11 protein-coding genes are annotated in these 19075 nt (G+C 35.7%); 9 read left to right on the forward strand and 2 right to left on the reverse strand.

From position 1 onward, the window contains the following. Nucleotides 1-444: 444 nt before the first annotated feature. From SKC36_RS04065 to SKC36_RS04090, 6 genes are all read left to right on the forward strand, one after another. On the forward strand, nt 445-1002 hold the full coding sequence (locus SKC36_RS04065) for an RNA polymerase sigma factor (RefSeq protein WP_459454487.1): 558 nt from the start codon (nt 445-447) through the stop codon (nt 1000-1002). A 10-nt stretch (nt 1003-1012) separates the two neighbouring features. Continuing rightward, nucleotides 1013-2023, forward strand: a complete 1011-nt coding sequence (locus SKC36_RS04070) for a FecR family protein (protein WP_459464779.1) — start codon at nt 1013-1015, stop codon at nt 2021-2023. Between the two features lie 290 nt (nt 2024-2313). Next, entirely contained in the window at nt 2314-5580 is a 3267-nt protein-coding gene (locus SKC36_RS04075; protein ID WP_459464781.1) for a TonB-dependent receptor, read from the forward strand. Nucleotides 5581-5584: 4 nt separating this feature from the next. After that, nucleotides 5585-7138: a RagB/SusD family nutrient uptake outer membrane protein gene (locus SKC36_RS04080; RefSeq protein WP_459464783.1), complete on the forward strand. Its 1554-nt coding sequence runs from the start codon at nt 5585-5587 to the stop codon at nt 7136-7138. 167 nt (nt 7139-7305) lie between these two features. After that, nucleotides 7306-8646: a sulfatase family protein gene (locus tag SKC36_RS04085; RefSeq protein WP_459464785.1), complete on the forward strand. Its 1341-nt coding sequence runs from the start codon at nt 7306-7308 to the stop codon at nt 8644-8646. Between the two features lie 12 nt (nt 8647-8658). Next, the gene (locus SKC36_RS04090) at nt 8659-10044 is read left to right on the forward strand and encodes a sulfatase family protein (RefSeq protein WP_459464787.1); all 1386 of its coding nucleotides are present in this window, start codon (nt 8659-8661) and stop codon (nt 10042-10044) included. Nucleotides 10045-10518: 474 nt separating this feature from the next. On the opposite strand, the gene SKC36_RS04095 is transcribed toward SKC36_RS04090, so the two are convergent. Then, entirely contained in the window at nt 10519-10779 is a 261-nt protein-coding gene (locus tag SKC36_RS04095; RefSeq protein WP_459464789.1) for a 4a-hydroxytetrahydrobiopterin dehydratase, read from the reverse strand. A 58-nt stretch (nt 10780-10837) separates the two neighbouring features. Continuing rightward, nucleotides 10838-12730, reverse strand: a complete 1893-nt coding sequence (locus SKC36_RS04100) for a helix-turn-helix domain-containing protein (RefSeq protein ID WP_459464792.1) — start codon at nt 12728-12730, stop codon at nt 10838-10840. 245 nt (nt 12731-12975) lie between these two features. On the opposite strand from SKC36_RS04100, the gene SKC36_RS04105 reads away from it, so the two are divergent. From SKC36_RS04105 to SKC36_RS04115, 3 genes are read left to right on the forward strand one after another with little or no spacing between them, the layout of a single operon-like run. Beyond that, a complete protein-coding gene (locus SKC36_RS04105; protein WP_459464794.1) occupies nt 12976-15936 on the forward strand; it encodes a SusC/RagA family TonB-linked outer membrane protein in 2961 nt (986 codons plus the stop codon). Between the two features lie 18 nt (nt 15937-15954). Then, complete coding sequence (locus tag SKC36_RS04110; protein WP_459464796.1) at nt 15955-17538, forward strand: RagB/SusD family nutrient uptake outer membrane protein; 1584 nt, start codon at nt 15955-15957, stop codon at nt 17536-17538. Between the two features lie 30 nt (nt 17539-17568). Then, on the forward strand, nt 17569-18885 hold the full coding sequence (locus SKC36_RS04115; protein ID WP_459464798.1) for a SusE domain-containing protein: 1317 nt from the start codon (nt 17569-17571) through the stop codon (nt 18883-18885). The last annotated feature ends 190 nt before the right edge of the window (nt 18886-19075 follow it).

Raw genomic sequence — 19075 nt, forward strand, 5'->3', positions numbered from 1 at the left:
GAAGGAATGATTTTCGCACTTATATTTTGATTTAATTCATGTTCCTTTGAATGGAGTAATGTGAAAACCCATTGAACTAAAAATATCGCTAGGACAAGTAAATCTATATTTTAAAAAAGATGTTATTCTGGTTTTAGGTATTTTCCATTGATTGAGTATTTCATTCGAAAAAAAACTAAAATCTAATTTGAATAAGAAATATTGATAATATTTTGACCTCAACCATTATTTAATAATTACTCTATCCTTAAAAGTTAAAAACGGCATTTCCAGCACGTATAATAAATTTTCCAATGATTTCATGATGGGAATTTCAGATGTTTAAAAACTAAAAATCACCTTAATGCCTTAAATAATTATATTTTTTAAAAATAAAATGTAAAAGTATTTAGGGATTATTGCTTCTTTAGGAACCTTAGGTCAAATATGCTAGCTAGCTAACCCATGAATTTGAATCATTTATCAGATAATGAATTATTAAACCTGTTAAAGCAGGGTGATAATACTGCGTTTGAGACAATTTATAGAAGACATTGGAAATATATATACGGCTTTGTTTATCAAAATTTGGGTTCTAAGGAAGATGCAGAGGAAATCCTTCATGATTTGATGCTTAGTTTATGGAAAAATAGAGAGGAAAGCAATATTGAGAATTTGAAAGTTTACTTGTTTATAGCTTGCCGAAATTTGATCAATAGATCCATTCGTAATCAAATGAATGTGAGGAAATTCAGAGAGTTCCAATTGTTAAATCAATTACATGAGACAAGTTCAACCGATGAGTTCATGTATTCCAAAGAGTTTGAAATAAGACTTCATGAATTGTTATTGAAAATGCCGGAAAAAACTGCCTTAATTTTTAGAATGAGTAAAATAGAGGAAATGCCGATTAAAAAGATTGCAACTCAATTGGATTTATCTGAAAAAGCAGTTGAATATCATCTTACCAAATCATTGAAATTTCTAAGAGAGAATTTTAAGGATTTTTACTCCGCCAATTAAATCATAAAAAATGACTAAGCAAGAATTTGACACCTTATTGAATAAGTTTGAAAAAGGACAATGTTCCCCCGAAGAAGTTCATTTTTTAGAGGAAATTGCTACATCAAATTTTGAAAAAAATTCAGATATAGGTTCCATTTTCAATAAAAAGGAATTACAATCTGAAGAAAATAGAATGTGGAATAAGCTTAATGAAGAGCTATTCTCAATACCTAAAAAAAGAATTTTCATTATTTCAAAAACTGCCATCCAAACACTCGTTGCTGCATGTCTATTTCTGATTACTTGCATTTCCTTTTATTTATACAACCCTCGAATATTCAATCCACAAATTGTTGAAAATAGGGCCTTAGAGACTCGAAATACCACAAATTTAAGTCAAAATATCACATTGCCCGATGGTAGCAGGGTGGTGTTAGAAAAAAACTCGAGCATCATTGTTCAGGAAGATTTTGGTCAAAATAACCGCACTGTCATTTTAAAAGGTAAAGGTTTTTTCCAGGTTGTTCGCAATGAGAAAAAACCATTTTTAGTACGCATGGGTAATTTAGTAACGGAGGTTTTAGGCACAAGCTTTAGAGTTGCTTCTGATAACCAAAATAAATCCATAGAAGTAGCCGTAGTCAGTGGAAAGGTTTCAGTATATGAAAATTCAAAAAAGGGAGTAACAAAAAAAATGAATGGAGTTGTTTTAACTCCAAACCTAAAAGCTATCTACAATACTGAAAACCAAACTATACAAGAATCGATTGTCGAAAATCCAATCTTAATACACTCCAATATCCAAAAATCCGATTTCATGTTTGATGAGATTAGATTTGGAATTTTACGAGATCGCTTCAAATATTTTTATGGGCTTGATATCATTTTTGTCAACCGAGATATTGAAAAATGCCTTTTCACTGGTGATTTAAGTGGTTTGAATTTATACAAACAATTGGACGTTGCTTGTTCCTCCATCAATGCCAAATATGAGATAAGAGGTTCAACCATTTTTATTGATGGAAAATCATGTAACTAAACATCAAATTAATTTATGAATAGCTCCTGAATTGTAAATAAAAAAAGCCGAAGATGTTGGCGCATCTCCGGCCTAAAGGTTCTACCAAAAAAATTGGTAAAACTTAGTTAATGATCGTAAAACCTTAACTACGTAAAAGTATGAACAAATCCCACCTGTTTCCAAAATTGTTTTGGATTACTATGAAAATCACAATACAACAACTAGTACTCTGTCTGGTTTTTTGCACCTTTTCTTATGCTCACTCTGCATATAGTCAATTTGAGCTAAACCAACCTGTTTCCCTACAAATGGAAAAAACAGAGATAAAAAAAGTGCTCTTAACTATTGAAAAGCAAGCAAATGTCAAGTTTGTTTATAGTTCAAGCAATATTAATATGTCTCAAAAGGTCAATATCAATGTGACTAAAAAAAGACTCGACCAAGTATTACAAGAATTATTGCTTCCCATCTCAGTTGAATATTTAGTTAAAGAAAATCGAATAATTCTTAGAAATAGCAATGAAGGTGGTTCTCACCTTTCATCCCAAAATTCTGTACAAGTTGATGAGAGAACCATATCTGGAAAGGTCAAAGATGAAACAGGCCTAGGAATGCCCGGCGTAAACATTAGCCTAAAAGGTACTACTAAAGGTACTCAAACGGATGGAAATGGAAATTTTAGCATTTCGGTTCCTAATGAAAATGCTGTTCTCTTGATTTCATTTGTAGGCTATGCTAGTCAAGAAATAGGCGTTAGGGATAAAAATCAAATTGAGATTTCGCTCAAGCCTGATGTGACAGCCCTAGATGAAGTAGTAGTGGTAGGCTATGGAAGTACCCAAAAGGTTAACTTAACCGGCTCTATTTCAACTATAAAATTTGATGAAAAAATCAATAACAGACCTTTAACCAATTCTTCGCAAGCATTGGGAGGAACTGCTTCGGGGGTTTGGGTAAGTCAAAATTCAGGAAAACCAGGAAGTGATGGTTCTCAAATTAGAGTTCGCGGTTGGGGAACACTAAATAACGCCAATCCTTTAATCATTGTGGATGGCGTGGAAGGCACATTTGAACAATTGAACCCTTCGGATATTGAATCAATTTCTGTATTGAAAGATGCAGCTAGTGCTGCAATTTTTGGTTCAAAAGCTGCTAATGGTGTTGTTTTGATTACTACCAAAATGGGCAAAAATAATGAGAAAATGCAAGTCAATGTCAATTCTTATGTGGGTGTCCAGACTTTAGGTATGCGATATAAGACTATCAATAATAGTGCTGATAACATGGAATTGAGCAATAGAGCATTAGTTAATGACGGAGCAAGCCCATTATATTCAACTGATTTAATCAATGCGTTCAGGACTGGGACAGATAACTTTAAATATCCTAACACCAATTGGTTTTCAGAATTATTCAAACCTGCGAAAATTCAAGAACACAATGTGTCCGTTCGCGGTGGTTCGGCACAAACATCCACTTTTTTATCATTCAACTATTTAAATCAAGAGGGAATGGTTGCCAATACCAACTCTCAGCGATTTAGTTTGAGAGCAAACCTCGATTCTAAAATTAATAATTGGTTGAAAATTAGTGGCCGAGTTAGTTACATAAACCGTCTATCCAAAGAGCCTTATGCGGATATCACCTATGGCTCATTGGGACGTGTTTTTGATATGTTGAGTGGAGCTGCCCCCTTTATTGCTCCCTATACTAGAGATGGACGTTTTGGTTCTGTTCAAGCGACGGATAAGAATGGAGCTTTATTATATGACAATAGAAATCCTTTAATTGATGCAGCAAACGGACAAACATCGACTCAGGAGAATTTATTGTCAATCAATGCTACTGCCGAAGTGAATTTCACAAAACATTTATCTGTGAAAACAACCTTCGCGGCAAATGGCACCTGGAATTTAGTGGATCGCTACAATAAGAGTGTTTTTGGATACACAGATGCTGGAATAGAAACAATCACCAAAAATTTTAATAGAGAGGGATTAGAAATCAATCGAGGAACAATTTCTGGATTCAATACGAATCTTTTTACGACTATAAATTATAGTAATACTTTCAATAAAGTTCATGAAGTTTCAGCTATTGCAGGTACACAAATAGAATCAAATAAAATTCAAACTCTATATGCTAGAAGAAGCAGTCCACCCAAGGAGGGTTTAACCCAAGTAGATGCTGGGACCTCAGGTATTCAAGGATCAGGAAATATGAATGCATTACGAATTTTATCATACTTCGGTAGGGTAAACTATGCATTTAACCAAAAATATTTGTTTGAAGCTAATTTTAGAGCAGATGCTTCTTCTCGTTTCAAAGAAGGAAATCGCTGGGGATATTTTCCAGGTTTTTCAGCAGGTTGGAGGGTTTCTGACGAAGACTTCTTGAAAAATTCAGATGTCATTTCCAATTTAAAACTTAGGGCTTCTTGGGGAAGATTGGGTAACCAAAACATATCAGATTATTGGCCCTATCTAACCATCATCAACCAAAATAACGCTTTGAGTTATAATTATGGGGGCAAGTTGGCACCAGGTGCTGCAATCACCAATTTAATTGATGAAAACATTACTTGGGAAAAAACTGCTACGACAGATTTTGGTATTGAGATGTCATTTTTTAGAAATAAAATTTCGATTGAAGCAGATTATTTCAGAAAGAAAACAGATGACATCTTAGTTCAATTACCCATTCCGTTGGTATTAGGGGGATTGAATTCGCCATTTGAAAATAAAGGTGAAATGACTAATAATGGAGTTGAAGTTATCTTGAATTATAACAATCAAGTTTCTGACCCCAATAAACTAGGTTTTAGCATTGGATTAAATGCGACCTACATAGATAATATGGTTACTAAATTCGGCACCTCTAGGTCTCCCGATCAATTATACCTTATAAGAGAAGGATATTCTTTTAGAGAATTGTACGGATATAAAGTGGTTGGTATTTACCAATCTGATCGAGAAGCAACGGAGCATATGTTTGCTAATGGATTTAAACCTAAAGCGGGTAATTTGAAATTTGAGGATGTGAATAACGATGGCAAATTGGGCTTTGAAGATAAGCAGTCAATTGGAAATACCATTCCTAAGGTGACTTTCGGCATATCCCCTTCCTTTAAGTTTAAAGGATTTGATTTGAATATTTTGATGCAGGGAATTCTAGGCGTCAATATGTTTAATCAAAATAACTTCACCAATCTAACTTATGAAAATAGAGTAATTGGGGAAAGGTGGTTAAACTCATGGACTCCAACCAATACCAATACGAATATTCCTATGGCTAGATTTGATAACTCGTGGAATAGTTCTCAATCATCTTTTTGGGTAAATAAAGTAGATTTTGTCAAGCTGAAAAATATTCAGTTAGGATATAGTGTACCCGAAAAAATTTCAACTAAATATGGTTTGAAAAAAGCATATATATACGTCAATGCCCAAAACATGTATACCCTTGTGAACAATGATTTTGACGGCTATGATCCAGAAAAGAACACCTTTGATTCCAGTACCAATCAATATCCAGTTCCAAGAATTGTGACATTAGGCATTAATTTAAACTTCTAAGATCATGAAAAAAATATATAACTACCTATTCATATTTTTATTAAGCTTTTGTATTAGTTGTTCTGACCAGTATTTGGAGATTTTTCCGGAGGATAAAATTACTACTGCAAATTTTCCACAAAATGAAGCTGACATTAAGCTTGCATTAAATGGGGTATATTCTTTGCTAAGAGAGTCCTCTATTTACAATGAGGGTTTATTTGGCTTTGGGGTATTGGATGGAGCGACTCCCAATGCTTTTAATTGGGGAAATTTCCCCATCACTAAAATGGGTAACGGGCAACTGTCATCCACAGATGCCGACATTATTACTTTCCGATGGACTAGATGCTATGCCATTATTTTTAGAGCTAATTATTTATTGAAAGCTTTGGATCAAGTTAAATTATCGGATGCAGCTAAAAATACATATAAAGGAGAAGCTCATTTTTTAAGGGGCTTAGCTTATTCATTATTAGCTGATGCATATGGTGGAGTACCTATCGCGAACAGTGCTCTGACTACGGATGAGGCACGTGTTATTGCTAGAGCCTCCAAAGAAGCCACTTGGAACCAGGTGATTGCCGATTATGATGTAGCCATTCAAAATTTGGGCATAAAAGCTCCAGAGGTGGGCAGAGCAGATAAGGGTGCTGCTTTGGGGTTGAAGATGAGAGCTTATTTGTATCAAAATATGTATGATAAAGTTCTTGAAGTAGCACAGCAAATTGAAGCACTAAATAAGTACTCTTTATTTCCAAGCTATGAAGGACTTTTTAAGCAGGAAAATGAAAATAACTCGGAGGTAATATTTGATGTACAATATATTTCTGGTGAAAATTCTCAAGGTTCATTTCATGATCAATTTTGCGGAACAGGAACAGGTAGTTTTACCCGTGGTTCTCGATATGTTCCAACAGATAATTTAGTTGATGCTTATGAGACTATTGACGGAAGTCCGGTTAATCCAAATGATAAATTCAAAAATCGTGATCCTCGTTTGGAGTTTACAATCGTAATTCCTGGTTCATATATTTTAGGTTTTCGCTTCCCTAATTACATTTACCCGGGTGGGGCATTTAATCATCCAGGAAATAGATTAAAACACCTTAGCGCGCGTAAATACAGAGAAGGCCAAATGGCCAACCTACCTACTTCAGGTCAATCTGCTATTAATAATATTGTCATGCGATATGCAGATGTCCTGTTAGCCAAGGCTGAGGCAATGATTGAATTAAATAAAAATATTGATGAAGCAATAGCAATCATAAACAGAATCAGAACGGAAAGAAAAGATGTTAAAATCTCACTAATCCCAACAGGATTATCCCAACAAGAAGCCAGAATTAGATTAAGAAAAGAACGTAGAATTGAATTTGCTTTGGAGGGTCTGTATTGGTCCGATATTAGACGCTGGAATATTGGTAAAGATATTTATCCAGTAGTAGTTAAAGATCATTTGGGCGGTGTAATTGAAACTAAATTCCCAACGGGTTATTTAGATTATTACAACTTATTGCCTATACCTGTAAATGAGTTGTCTCTAAATCCGAACTTAGTTCAAAATCCCAAATGGTAAAACATCAATCAGAAAAAATCTTATTATAAGTACAAGTTGATGGTTAAATTTATCGGGAGGAGTCAATCTGACCCTCCCGATTTTTGTTCAAATTTCTATGGTTTGCTTTGAAGTACCATTAGAAACTATTTGATACAATCTGTTTTGTTTATTTAAATTTAAAACAAATGAAAAAGAGCGTTTTTACTGTTTTGGTTTGGTGTTTGAGTGGATGTTTGTTACTGGCACAAAATAAAAAGCCTAATATATTAATTATACTAACTGATGACCTCGGTTATCATGATGTTTCTTATTACGACAATAAAGACGTAAAAACACCCAATATTGACAACTTAAGGAAAGACGGAATGAAGTTTGATTATTTCTATTCAAATTCTCCCGTTTGCGCTCCTACTAGAGCCTCACTTATGTCTGGTCGTTATCCAGATTTTGTTGGAGTGCCTGGCTTAATAAGATATAATAAAGAGAATAATTGGGGCTATTTGAATCCAAGTACGATATTACTACCTAAGGTTTTAAAAAAAGCAGGGTATCAGACCGCACACATTGGTAAATGGAATTTAGGTTTAGAATCACCCAATCTACCCAATGAAAAAGGCTTTGATTATTTCCATGGCTGGTTAGAAGATATGATGGAAGATTATTGGACTCACCTTCGCCACGGTATAAACTTCATGCGTTTAAACAATAAAAAAATTGAACCTGAAGGACATGCAACAGATTTATTTACCCAATGGTCTATAGAATATATTCAAAAACAAAGTCAAAGTAAAAATCCATTTTTCCTCTATCTTGCTTATAATGCTCCTCATTTTCCGGTACAACCACCTCAAGCATGGTTAGATAAAGTTATTGCAAGAAACCCTGGTATAAATGAAAAGAGAGCTAAGTTGGTTGCATTAATTGAACATTTGGATGATGGAATTGGCCAAGTAATTGATGCGCTTAAGAAATCTGGTCAATATGAAAACACCATCATTATTTTCACTTCTGACAATGGAGGACATCTACCAGATTTGGCCAATAACGGAGAATTAAGAGATGGAAAGCAGAGTATGTATGAAGGTGGAATCCGAGTACCGACAGTCATAACTTGGCCTAAAAAAATTGAAAAAGCTTCCAGTTCTGTTCAAGTAAATTTGACGATGGATATTTTTCCAACAATGTTAGAATTAGTAGGCATACCTATGCCCCATAAAGTCGAAGGAAGGAGTTTTGCTTCAGTTCTTTTAAATAAAGATGTAAAACAAACTGAGCGACCTTTATATTTCACGCGCAGAGAAGGTGGTATTCAATACGGTGGAAAAGCCTATCATGCTGTCAGATTGGGTGATTGGAAACTTTTACAAAATTCTCCTTTTCAACCTTATGAACTTTACCATCTAAAAAATGACCCACTGGAGAAAAACAATCTGGTTAATTCGAATCCAGAAATGGTCAAAAAATTAAACAATTTATTAATGACTTTCATTCAAGAAGGTGGAAGAGTCCCTTGGCAAAAACCTTAAAAATAACGTTTTATGAAACTTAAACTATTTTTTATACCCCTTGTTCTTTTGTTCACTTTTTTTCAATTGAACGCGCAGTCGTCAAAGAAAAGAAAACCCAACTTCATCGTTATTTATACGGATGATTTAGGTTATGGAGATTTAGGCACCTACGGAAATCCGGTAATTAAGACCCCAAATTTAGATAAAATGGCTTATGAAGGCCAAAAATGGACCAATTTTTACGTGGCTTCTAATGTTTGTACTCCGTCTAGAGCTGCATTGATGACAGGTAAACTACCTGTACGGATAGGGATGGAAAGTTATAAACGAAGGGTTTTATTTCCGGATTCAAAAGGTGGACTACCAGAGGCAGAATTAACCATTGCCGAAATTCTAAAAATGAATAATTACCAAACTGCATTAGTGGGTAAATGGCACTTGGGGCATCTAAAACAATTTGCTCCCAATAATAATGGATTTGATTACTATTTTGGGATACCTTATTCCAATGATATGGATCGAAAAGCTGGATCTACATTTGAAAAATTATTTACACCAGAAATTGAGGATTTCAATGTTCCTCTTATGCGTAATAATGAAATTATAGAAAGACCTGCAAACCAAAATACCATTACACAAAGATATACCGAGGAGTCTGTTGACTTCATTAAAAGAAATAAGGATAAATCTTTCTTTTTGTATTTAGCGCATTCAATGCCTCATATTCCTCTTTTTGCTGGAAAAAATTTCAAAGACAAAAGCATCAGAGGATTATATGGAGATGTTATTGAAGAATTAGATTGGAGCGTTGGACAAGTAATGAAAACGTTAAAAGAATTACACCTAGATGAAAATACCTATGTCATCTTTACTTCTGACAATGGCCCATGGAAATTATTCAAAGAGCAAGGAGGTTCTTCGGGTTTATTGTTCGGAGCTAAAGGTACCAGCTATGAAGGAGGTATGCGTGTGCCATTTATTGTTTGGGCTCCTAGCAATATTAAACCTAAAGTTGAAATGAAGATGGGAAGTACATTAGATATTTTACCTACTCTATGCAGTTTAGCGAAAATTGAAATACCTAATCAAGTTAAAACAGATGGCTACGACCTAAGTCCCTTAATGGTTCAGAATAAAGATGTCAATCCAAGAAATGAAATGTTTTTTTACCATGCTACTGATTTATTTGCGGCAAGATTGGGAAACTACAAATTATACTATTTAAAGAATAATCCCATCGGATATCCTGAAAAGATAGAAAAACTAGAAAAACCTCAATTATTCAATTTATCGATAGATCCCTCTGAGCAATATGACATTGCAAGTAAAAATGAGAAAAAAGTAGAGGAGATAAATGAATTAGTAAGAAAACATAAAGCAGGCATGATTCCTGTTAAGAGTAATTTAGAAGACTAATTATGAAGCAGTATAGCCAAATTTTGTTTTTGATAGCCTCACTTAATACTTATCATGTTAGGTCGTTCGGGGTTCAGCTTTGTCCAGATACTTCTAAAATAACATCGTGTAAGGTAACTATACCCAATAGACGATCGGGATTCATTCAAAAATCCAAAGAAGTTGAAGTTTCAAAAATAAATAAACACCTAAATATTGTGGCCCAATCTAAAAATTCAATGAAACTTAAATAATTTTCCCATTACAAAAAGTTTAATTAAAGGTTGTTCAGTATTCAAATCTGACCCCTAAACCTATCCCCATAAAAGTATAAGCCTGCAAAATAATTTTTGTAGGCTTATTATTTATTAAAAACATGAAAATTTCCTTAACAAGTCTTTTCCCTTGAGAATTCCATTATATACAGTCTACCTGTGCTAAATAGTTTATTTTCAAATATCCGCATGGTTAAATCAACCCACACAAAGCATTTCTTCAATACCCTCTAGGTATAAACTGCTGGTACAAGCTATCTAAATACGCAGCTAAATCCCAATCCTTTTGCGTTACTACATGACCTGCATCATGGCTATTCAATGAAATCTGAATTTTGTTATAGGTGTTTGTCCAAGTTGGGTGATGATCTATTTGACCAATATACCCAGAAGCTAATTGCATGAAACGCAAGGCCTCCTCAAATGAATCAAACACAAAGGTTTTGATTAAAGCTTGATTTTCTTCTTGCCACGTAGACATACTGGTAGATTTTATAAGTTCAATAGACTTTAGCGCAAAGATCACTTCATCCAAGCAGCTAAATCATATTTTCAGATTGGTTAATGCTTTGCAAATATTCACTTGGCGACTGCCCTGTTACCCGCTTAAAGGATCTATTAAAAGCAGTTTTGGAATTAAATCCAGCCTCAAAGGCCACCGCTAAAAAGGTGTAATTTTGAAACTTCGGATCATCTAATTTCTCCTTAAAAGCCTCTGTCCTATACGTATTAATGAAGTCAAAAAAGTTTTTCTGAAAGGAATCATTCAAGGTTTTTGACATCACATGTGGCGAAACATTCAACTGATTTGCCAAATCATTTAAGGTCAATTTGGGATTCAAATAAGGTTTTGATTGCACCATTATTTCAACAATTCTCTCGGCCAGTTCATCTTTAACAACTTCCTTATTACCCGGCACATAGGTATTTTCTCTTTGAATGGGTGTATTTAGGTCTATTTCACTTTCAGATCCTAAAATATTATGCTTCTGCGAAATTTTGAAAATCTCCGGCTGGTGTATGGCATAATAGCCCAAGAAGAAAGGTAAAGAAGCAAATACCACCCAAATTAGATCCACAATCTGGCTACTTAATAAGGTTAAGTCCTCATCGATGACAAAGCCTAGCAAATATAAAATCAAGGCTAAAAAGCCTAAAATGATGCAGGCTAAATAAATGATTTGGGTGATACTTAAATAACTCAAATTCTCCTCAAAGGATGAACTTATTTTACTTTTTTCGAGGTAAATATCTAAGATCTTTCTGAATTTATTCCACTGAATCAAATTCCAAATAATCCCCGCTGACCCAATTAACAAAAATAGAATTTGGAAAGAGGGCTCATGGTTTAGTTGAGCATATCGGAACGTATTATAATCTAAATTAAAATAGGGTAAATAAATTAAAGCCTGAACTAAACTTGGCAGGTAAATCCACCGCCATTTAATTTTAAAATCGCTCGATTTAAACAATAACTTTTCAATGTATAAATGATATAAAGGAGCAAATGCAAAAACGATAAAATCGGGCAAAAGCAATAACTTGGGAAATTCCTGAGCTATATTTCGATCAGCCGACACAATTTTCAATAAGAGGGTAAGGGAAATGACGCCTATTAATGAAATCAACCAACGGTTAGCTAACCAGTTGGAATTTTGAATGGTTGGAATAGCAATCATCAATAAAATTCCACTAAAACTGGCAAACAATAAAAAAAGACTGTATAAGTCGAAAAAATTGAAGATACCTGTGAGGTCTTCCCAGTTTTCCACCTCGATATTTATTTTATGCTCAATATCCCTAGGATTCCATTTTAACTTTTCTGCCCTTTCTATTTTCCTATTGGGCCGGGCTTTACCATTGCTATAACATTCCACAGAAGCCCAATTTCCCCGGGTAATTTTGTATTGAATTTCAGTCAACTCAGAAAGAACGGTAGTTCTATACGAACCATCCGCATGTTGAATTAATAAGTAGTTTTCATCTTTAGGATTCCAATTATTGAAATTTCCCGTGACATACAATTTGGCATCAAACGGAGTAGCCGCTGGAATTTTATTTACGATAATGCGGTAGGTAGCTTTCTTCTCCCACCCTAATAATTGAATGATGTGAATTTTGGAGGTATCTTGAGACTTGATTTCAAACTTCCTATTGCCACTGACATTTCCGTCTTTGGTTCCTTCTACCAGATGCCAAGTGCCTTGGGTAATTTTATATTCAAAAGTACGTACACTATCAGGTATGCTTACTTCATAGTTTCCATTTGATTTTTTTTTGAATTGAAACCTAGGGTCTCCCGGGTCCCAATTATTAAAATCAGCCGCTAGGTAAAAGTCTCCTTTTGGTAATAATTTTTGTGTAGGTGCTATTAACTCCAACTTATGCTGGGCCAAGGTCATGTGACATAGGACCATCAGTAAAGGAAGCAAGGTTAACCTAAGCAAAGCGTATTTAAATGGAGAGCCTATCATGGCAAATTTATTATCGGGTACCTTTTTATTGTTGTTCCACTTTATAAAATGATTCGTACAATTAATTGTAATTTATTCATTTACAGACAATTGTACTAATTCATTATTTTTTATTAGGAATTAAAGTGGGGCGAATCTAATGCTTTAGTCCTTTAATTTTGAGTTTTTAAAAAAATATTTTTTAACAAATTTTAATCATGTCTATGAAAGCTAAATTTACTAGCTGGATCGAGGGATTTAACCAAGGGAAAGGAAAGAGTATTTTCTTGACTTTATCATTGGTTATTTTTTCCGTTTTTTCGGTCATTGCTCAGCAGACCATTAGTGGTACTGTTAATTCCAAGGAAGGCCCCATACCCGGAGCTTCAGTTGCGGTTAAAGGCACCAGCAAAGGTGTTTCAGCTGATGCAAAGGGTCAGTTCACCCTAGCAAATGTTTCCTCCAACAATGTGTTGATTATCTCCTCCATAGGATACATCACTAAAGAGGTAAGCGTTGGAAACCAAACTTCTTTTAGCATCCAGTTGGAATCTGATTCACAATCCCTGAACGAGGTGGTGGTGATTGGTTATGGATCTCAGAAAAAGAAAGATTTGACGGGTTCTGTGGTTTCAATCTCCTCCGTTGATTTTCAAAAAGGAAATATTGTTTCCCCTGACCAATTAGTAGCTGGTAAAGTAGCCGGAGTTCAAATTACCTCCAATGGCGGTGCACCGGGTGCAGGTTCAACCATCCGAATTCGTGGTGGTTCTTCTTTAAATGCCAATAATGACCCTTTAATTGTTATCGATGGTGTACCTCTTGACAATAACGGTATTTCTGGAGCAGCTAATGCCTTATCATTCATCAACCCGAATGACATTGAGTCTTTCAACGTACTGAAAGATGCTTCTGCCACCGCTATCTATGGATCAAGAGCCTCCAATGGTGTCATTTTAATCACGACCAAAAAAGGTAAAAAAGGAGATGACATTAAGGTTTCAGTAAGCTCAGTAGCCTCATCAGCACAAGTTCGTTCTTACCTAGATGTGTTATCTGCCGCTGATTTCACCTCGATGATTTCGGCAAAAGGAAGCGCTGCTCAAAAGGCTTTGTTAGGCAAGTCATCTACGGATTGGCAAAAAGAAATTTACCGCAATGCCATCTCGATCGATAATAATGTGAGCATTACTGGTTCCATTAAAAATATGCCGGTTCGTGCATCGGTGGGTTATTTGAACCAAAACGGTATCTTAAAAACATCCAACATGGACCGTATTTCTACGGCCATTGGTTTAAGTCCTAGCTTTTTTAATAACTCGTTGAAGGTTGATTTAAATCTAAAATCATCTGTCATCAATAATATTTTTGCTAATCAAGGAGCCATCGGAACGGCTGTAGGATTTGATCCTACCCAATCCATTCAAGGCTCAGAATTTGGTGGATATTTTGAATGGTTAGATCCTGCCACCAAGAAACCTAACTCTTTGGCTCCGAAAAACCCGGTAGCTCTATTAGAACTACAAAATGACAAATCGACCGTTAAGAGAACGATTGCCAATGCCGTTTTTGATTATAAAATGCCTTTTCTACCTGAATTAAGAGCCAATGCCAACCTGGCAATTGATAAGTCTTCTTCAGAAGGAAGCATTTTTGTTCCTGCTGGAATCGCTAATTCCTATGACCGTGGTGGAAAAAATGGCACCTATTCTCAAACCAAGGATAATAAAACCTTTGAGTTTTATTTAAACTATGTGAAAAGTATTGGTATGCATAAAATAGATGTCATGGGTGGTTATTCTTACCAAGATTTCTTACGAGACAATACGGATTTGGATAAGAATATTGCTGGAACGGTTTATAATAATACCTACTATAAAACACAAAATACCCTAGTTTCATTTTATGGTAGAGCTAACTATTCATTAAACGACAAGTATTTATTAACCTTTACCTTGCGTAATGATGGTTCATCAAGATTCTCTCCAGAAAATCGTTGGGGTGTTTTCCCAAGTGCAGCCGCTGCCTGGAAAATCTCAGAAGAATTTAAAAATTCAGAGCTTATTTCCGATTTAAAATTACGTTTGGGTTGGGGGGTAACGGGTCAGCAAGATGTATTTAGTGATTATCCTTATTTGGCTCGCTATACTATTTCTGAACCTAATGCTCAGTACCAATTAGGAAGCACATTTTCAAATACCTTGAGACCCGAGGGATATGATGCCAATATTAAATGGGAACAAACTACCACCAAAAACATTGGCTTGGATTTTGGATTCAAAAAGATTGGAATCACTGGTTCGATCGATGTATATCAGAAAGACACCAAAGATTTATTGTCTGTCATCCCAGTACCTGCTGGCTCTAACTTAACCAACCAAATCTTAACCAATGTGGGTAATTTAGAAAATAAGGGAGTTGAAGTGACCTTAAATTTCAACCCAATTCATACAGCTACGGTAAATTGGGATTTTGGTGTTAATGCCACCTACAATCAGAGTAACATCACCAATTTAACGAAAGTTCCAGATCCTAGCTACCAAGGTATATTAGTTGGTGGAATTTCAGGCGGGGTTGGTAACACCATTCAGATTCACTCCTTGGGATATGCACCTTATACATTTTATGTGTACCAGCAGGTGTATGATCCTAGTGGAAAGCCCCTTGAAGGACTTTATGTAGACCGTAATAATGATGGCAAAATCTCTTCAGATGACCGTTATCGCTTTGAATCCCCTAATTCCAAGTATTTCTTAGGAGCTTCGTCCAATCTACAAATTAAGGACTTTTCATTTGGCTTTGTATTGAGAGCCAATATTGGAAATTACATGTACAACAACATTAATTCCAATAATGGTATTTATCGTGCGGCTACAGGTGGTAATAACTTTTTATCGAACCTAGTACCCAATGTTTATGAAACAAACTTCAATAACACGCAATACTTCTCCGATTATTACATTCAAAATGCTTCATTTTTACGTGTAGATAATATCAACTTTGGTTATAATTTGAACAGACTTTTACAGGCTAAAAAATTCAACGCAAATTTGTCATTGAATATTCAAAATGCGTTTATCCTGACAAAATATAAAGGCCTAGACCCTGAAGTTGGAGGTGGAATCGATAACAACATGTATCCAAGACCACGCACTGTTTCATTGGGCTTACAAGTGAATTTTTAATCGTTAAATCGTACAAAAATGAAATCAACATACATCACATTTGCTAAAGGCTTGGGCTTAAGTATCATCTTAAGTATCATGGCCTCTTGTACGGGAGATCTCAACAGAGTCCCATTCATTGAGGTAACCTCAGCTACAGTATTCAAAGATCCAGCTAATTACAAACCTTTATTGGCCAAATTATATGCAGGATTGGCTGTTTCGGGTCAACAAGGTCCCGCTGGAAAACCAGATATTTCTGGAATTGACGAAGGTTTTTCAACCTATTTACGTCAATATTTTAAGGCTCAAGAATTACCAACTGACGAAGCAGTTATTGGTTGGAATGACGGAAGTTTACCGAGTTACCATACCATGACCTGGACTTCTGGAAATGAGTTTATCACCGCGATGTACAACCGTATTTATTACCAAATTGGAATTTGCAATGAATACATCCGCGAAACTTCAGATGAGAAATTAGCTTCAAGAGGAATTACTTCTCCAGAAATTAAAATGTACCGTGCAGAAGCTCGTTTTTTAAGAGCCTTAAGCTATTATCATGCATTAGACATGTTTGGTTCTGTACCATTTGTAACGGAGAAAGATGCCGTAGGTTCATTTTTACCAAAACAAATTTCAAAAGCTGATTTGTTTGCTTACATCGAATCAGAACTGAAGGCCATCGAAGGCGATTTGGCAGAACCAAGAAAGAATGAATATGCCCGTGCTGATAAAGCAGCTGCTTGGACCTTATTAACCAAGCTATATTTAAATGCCGAAGTATACATCAATTCAGGAAAATATACGGAGGCCATTACTTCAGCGAAAAAGGTAATTAGCGCAGGTTATGCTTTAGAATCAAAATACCAAAATTTGTTTTTAGCAGACAATCATAAATCGGCAGAAATCATTTTCCCGATTGCTTTTGATGGAACAAAGACAAAAACTTGGGGTGGTATGACCTTCATCGTGCATGCTCCCGTAGGTGGTAAAATGAACCCTGCCGAATTTGGTATCAATGGTGGCTGGGGTGGTTTAAGAACGACGCAGCAATTTGTGGATCATTTTGATGACAAAACGGGAAAAACAGATACTAGAGCTATGTTTTTTACCGATGGACAAAACAAGGAGGTAGCGGATATTTCATCATTCAATGATGGATATGCCATCACAAAATACAAAAATGTGACTTCTTCAGGTGTTAAAGGTTCTGATTCAGAAGGAAACTTCCCGGATACCGACTTCCCAATGTTCCGTTTGGCAGATGTCTATTTGATGTATGCTGAAGCCGTTTTACGTGGTGGATCGGGTGGAGATTTGACAAGCGCTTTACAATATGTGAATGCTTTACGAAATCGTGCCTACAATGGTACTGGTGGCAATGTAAGCACCTTAAACTTAGATTTAATCATCAAGGAAAGAGGAAGAGAATTGTATTGGGAATGTCACAGAAGAACGGATTTAATTCGCTTTAAAATGTTTACTGGCTCAAGTTACCTTTGGGCATGGAAAGGTGGATCTAAATCGGGTGCAGGAGTTTCAGATAATTTGAAATTGTTCCCTATTCCATCTTCTGATATCGTGGCGAATCCGAATTTAGTTCAAAATGCAGGCTATTAATTAGGGCTTTACTCATAAAAAAATACGATTATGAAAAAATCATTGTTCAAACTATTTTCACTTCTAGTCTTCAGCTTAGGCTTGTTGTCTTGTGAAAAAGAATTCATTCAACCTATTTTGACCGCTACTGCCGGTCCAAATATCACCTTGTCTAAATCATCCATTGTTTTGATTAAAGAGCAAGTTGCGAATGAGGCAGTAACCATCAGCTGGCCAAAGCCAGACTACGGTTTTAATGCCGCAGCTACTTACACCATTTTAATTGATAAAAAAGGTGGCGATTTTTCTAAATCTGTGGCGATTGCCGTAGGTGGTGATTTGAAAAAAACGTTCAAAGTGGGCGAATTAAACCCCATTTTATTACAGCTAGGACTTAAAGCGGGTGTTGCGTCAGGAGTTGATTTTAAACTTCAATCGGTAATTGGACCAACAACTTCATTTATCTCTCCGGTAGCTAGTATTACCATTACTCCGTTTTTGGATAAGTTAGACCTAACTACCAATTGGGGCGTTGTGGGAAGTGCCACACCAGGCGGCTGGAATGGCCCAGATTTGCCATTTTACAAGACCGACATAGCGAATGTATTTGTGGCTTATGTGGACCTAGCGGTTGGTGAAATTAAATTCAGAACTGATAATAAATGGGACTATAATATTGGAGATGGTGGTTCAGGTACATTGAAAGTTAATGGCGACAATATTAAAGTTAATGCCGCTGGCACTTACAAAGTAACCATAGATTTGACTAAGAACACCTTCACCATGGTTCCATATACTTGGGGTATTGTAGGTTCAGGAACTCCAAATGGCTGGGGTGGTCCAGATGTACCTTTCTGGTATGATCCTGCCACTGACCAATGGAGAGCCATTGCCAAATTAGTGAAGGGTGAAATCAAAATTCGATTTAATAATGACTGGGGGCTAAATTATGGAGATGATGGAGCGAATGGTTCATTAGAATCAGGTGGTGCTAACATAGCCATTGCAGCAGATGGATTTTATTTGGTGACTTTCAACCAAAAAGAGTTGAAGGTAAAAATTGAAACCTTCAAAGTTTGGGGTATTGTTGGAAGTGCCACAGCCAGCGGCTGGGGTGGACCAGACATGAAATTTAGACCTGATTTTGGTACAGAAGGCCTTTGGTATCTAAATAACATCTCATTAAGCGCCGGTGAAGTTAAATTCAGATTGAATGATGACTGGGGTGTGAATTATGGAGATGATGGCGCCAATGGATCATTAGAGTCGGGCGGAGCCAACATAGCTGTAGGTTCAGCGGGTGTGTACAATGTTAAGTTGGACTTCAGAAATCCAGCCGCCCCTACCTATACGTTGATTAAAAACTAAAATGGTTTTCAAAAAATCAAATGTATTTCATAAGTAAAAACCAATAAACATTTGGGCCTGTGGCATTTCACAGGCCTAAATGCTGGTTTTCTCTTCCTTCGTTAAAAAATGCATTTCAAAACTTCAACTCAATTAGCGGCTAATTGACTAGTATTTTATTGAAAAAAAATAGCTGAAATCCTAGGTAATC

It is taken from the genome of Aquirufa sp. OSTEICH-129A (assembly GCF_054558355.1).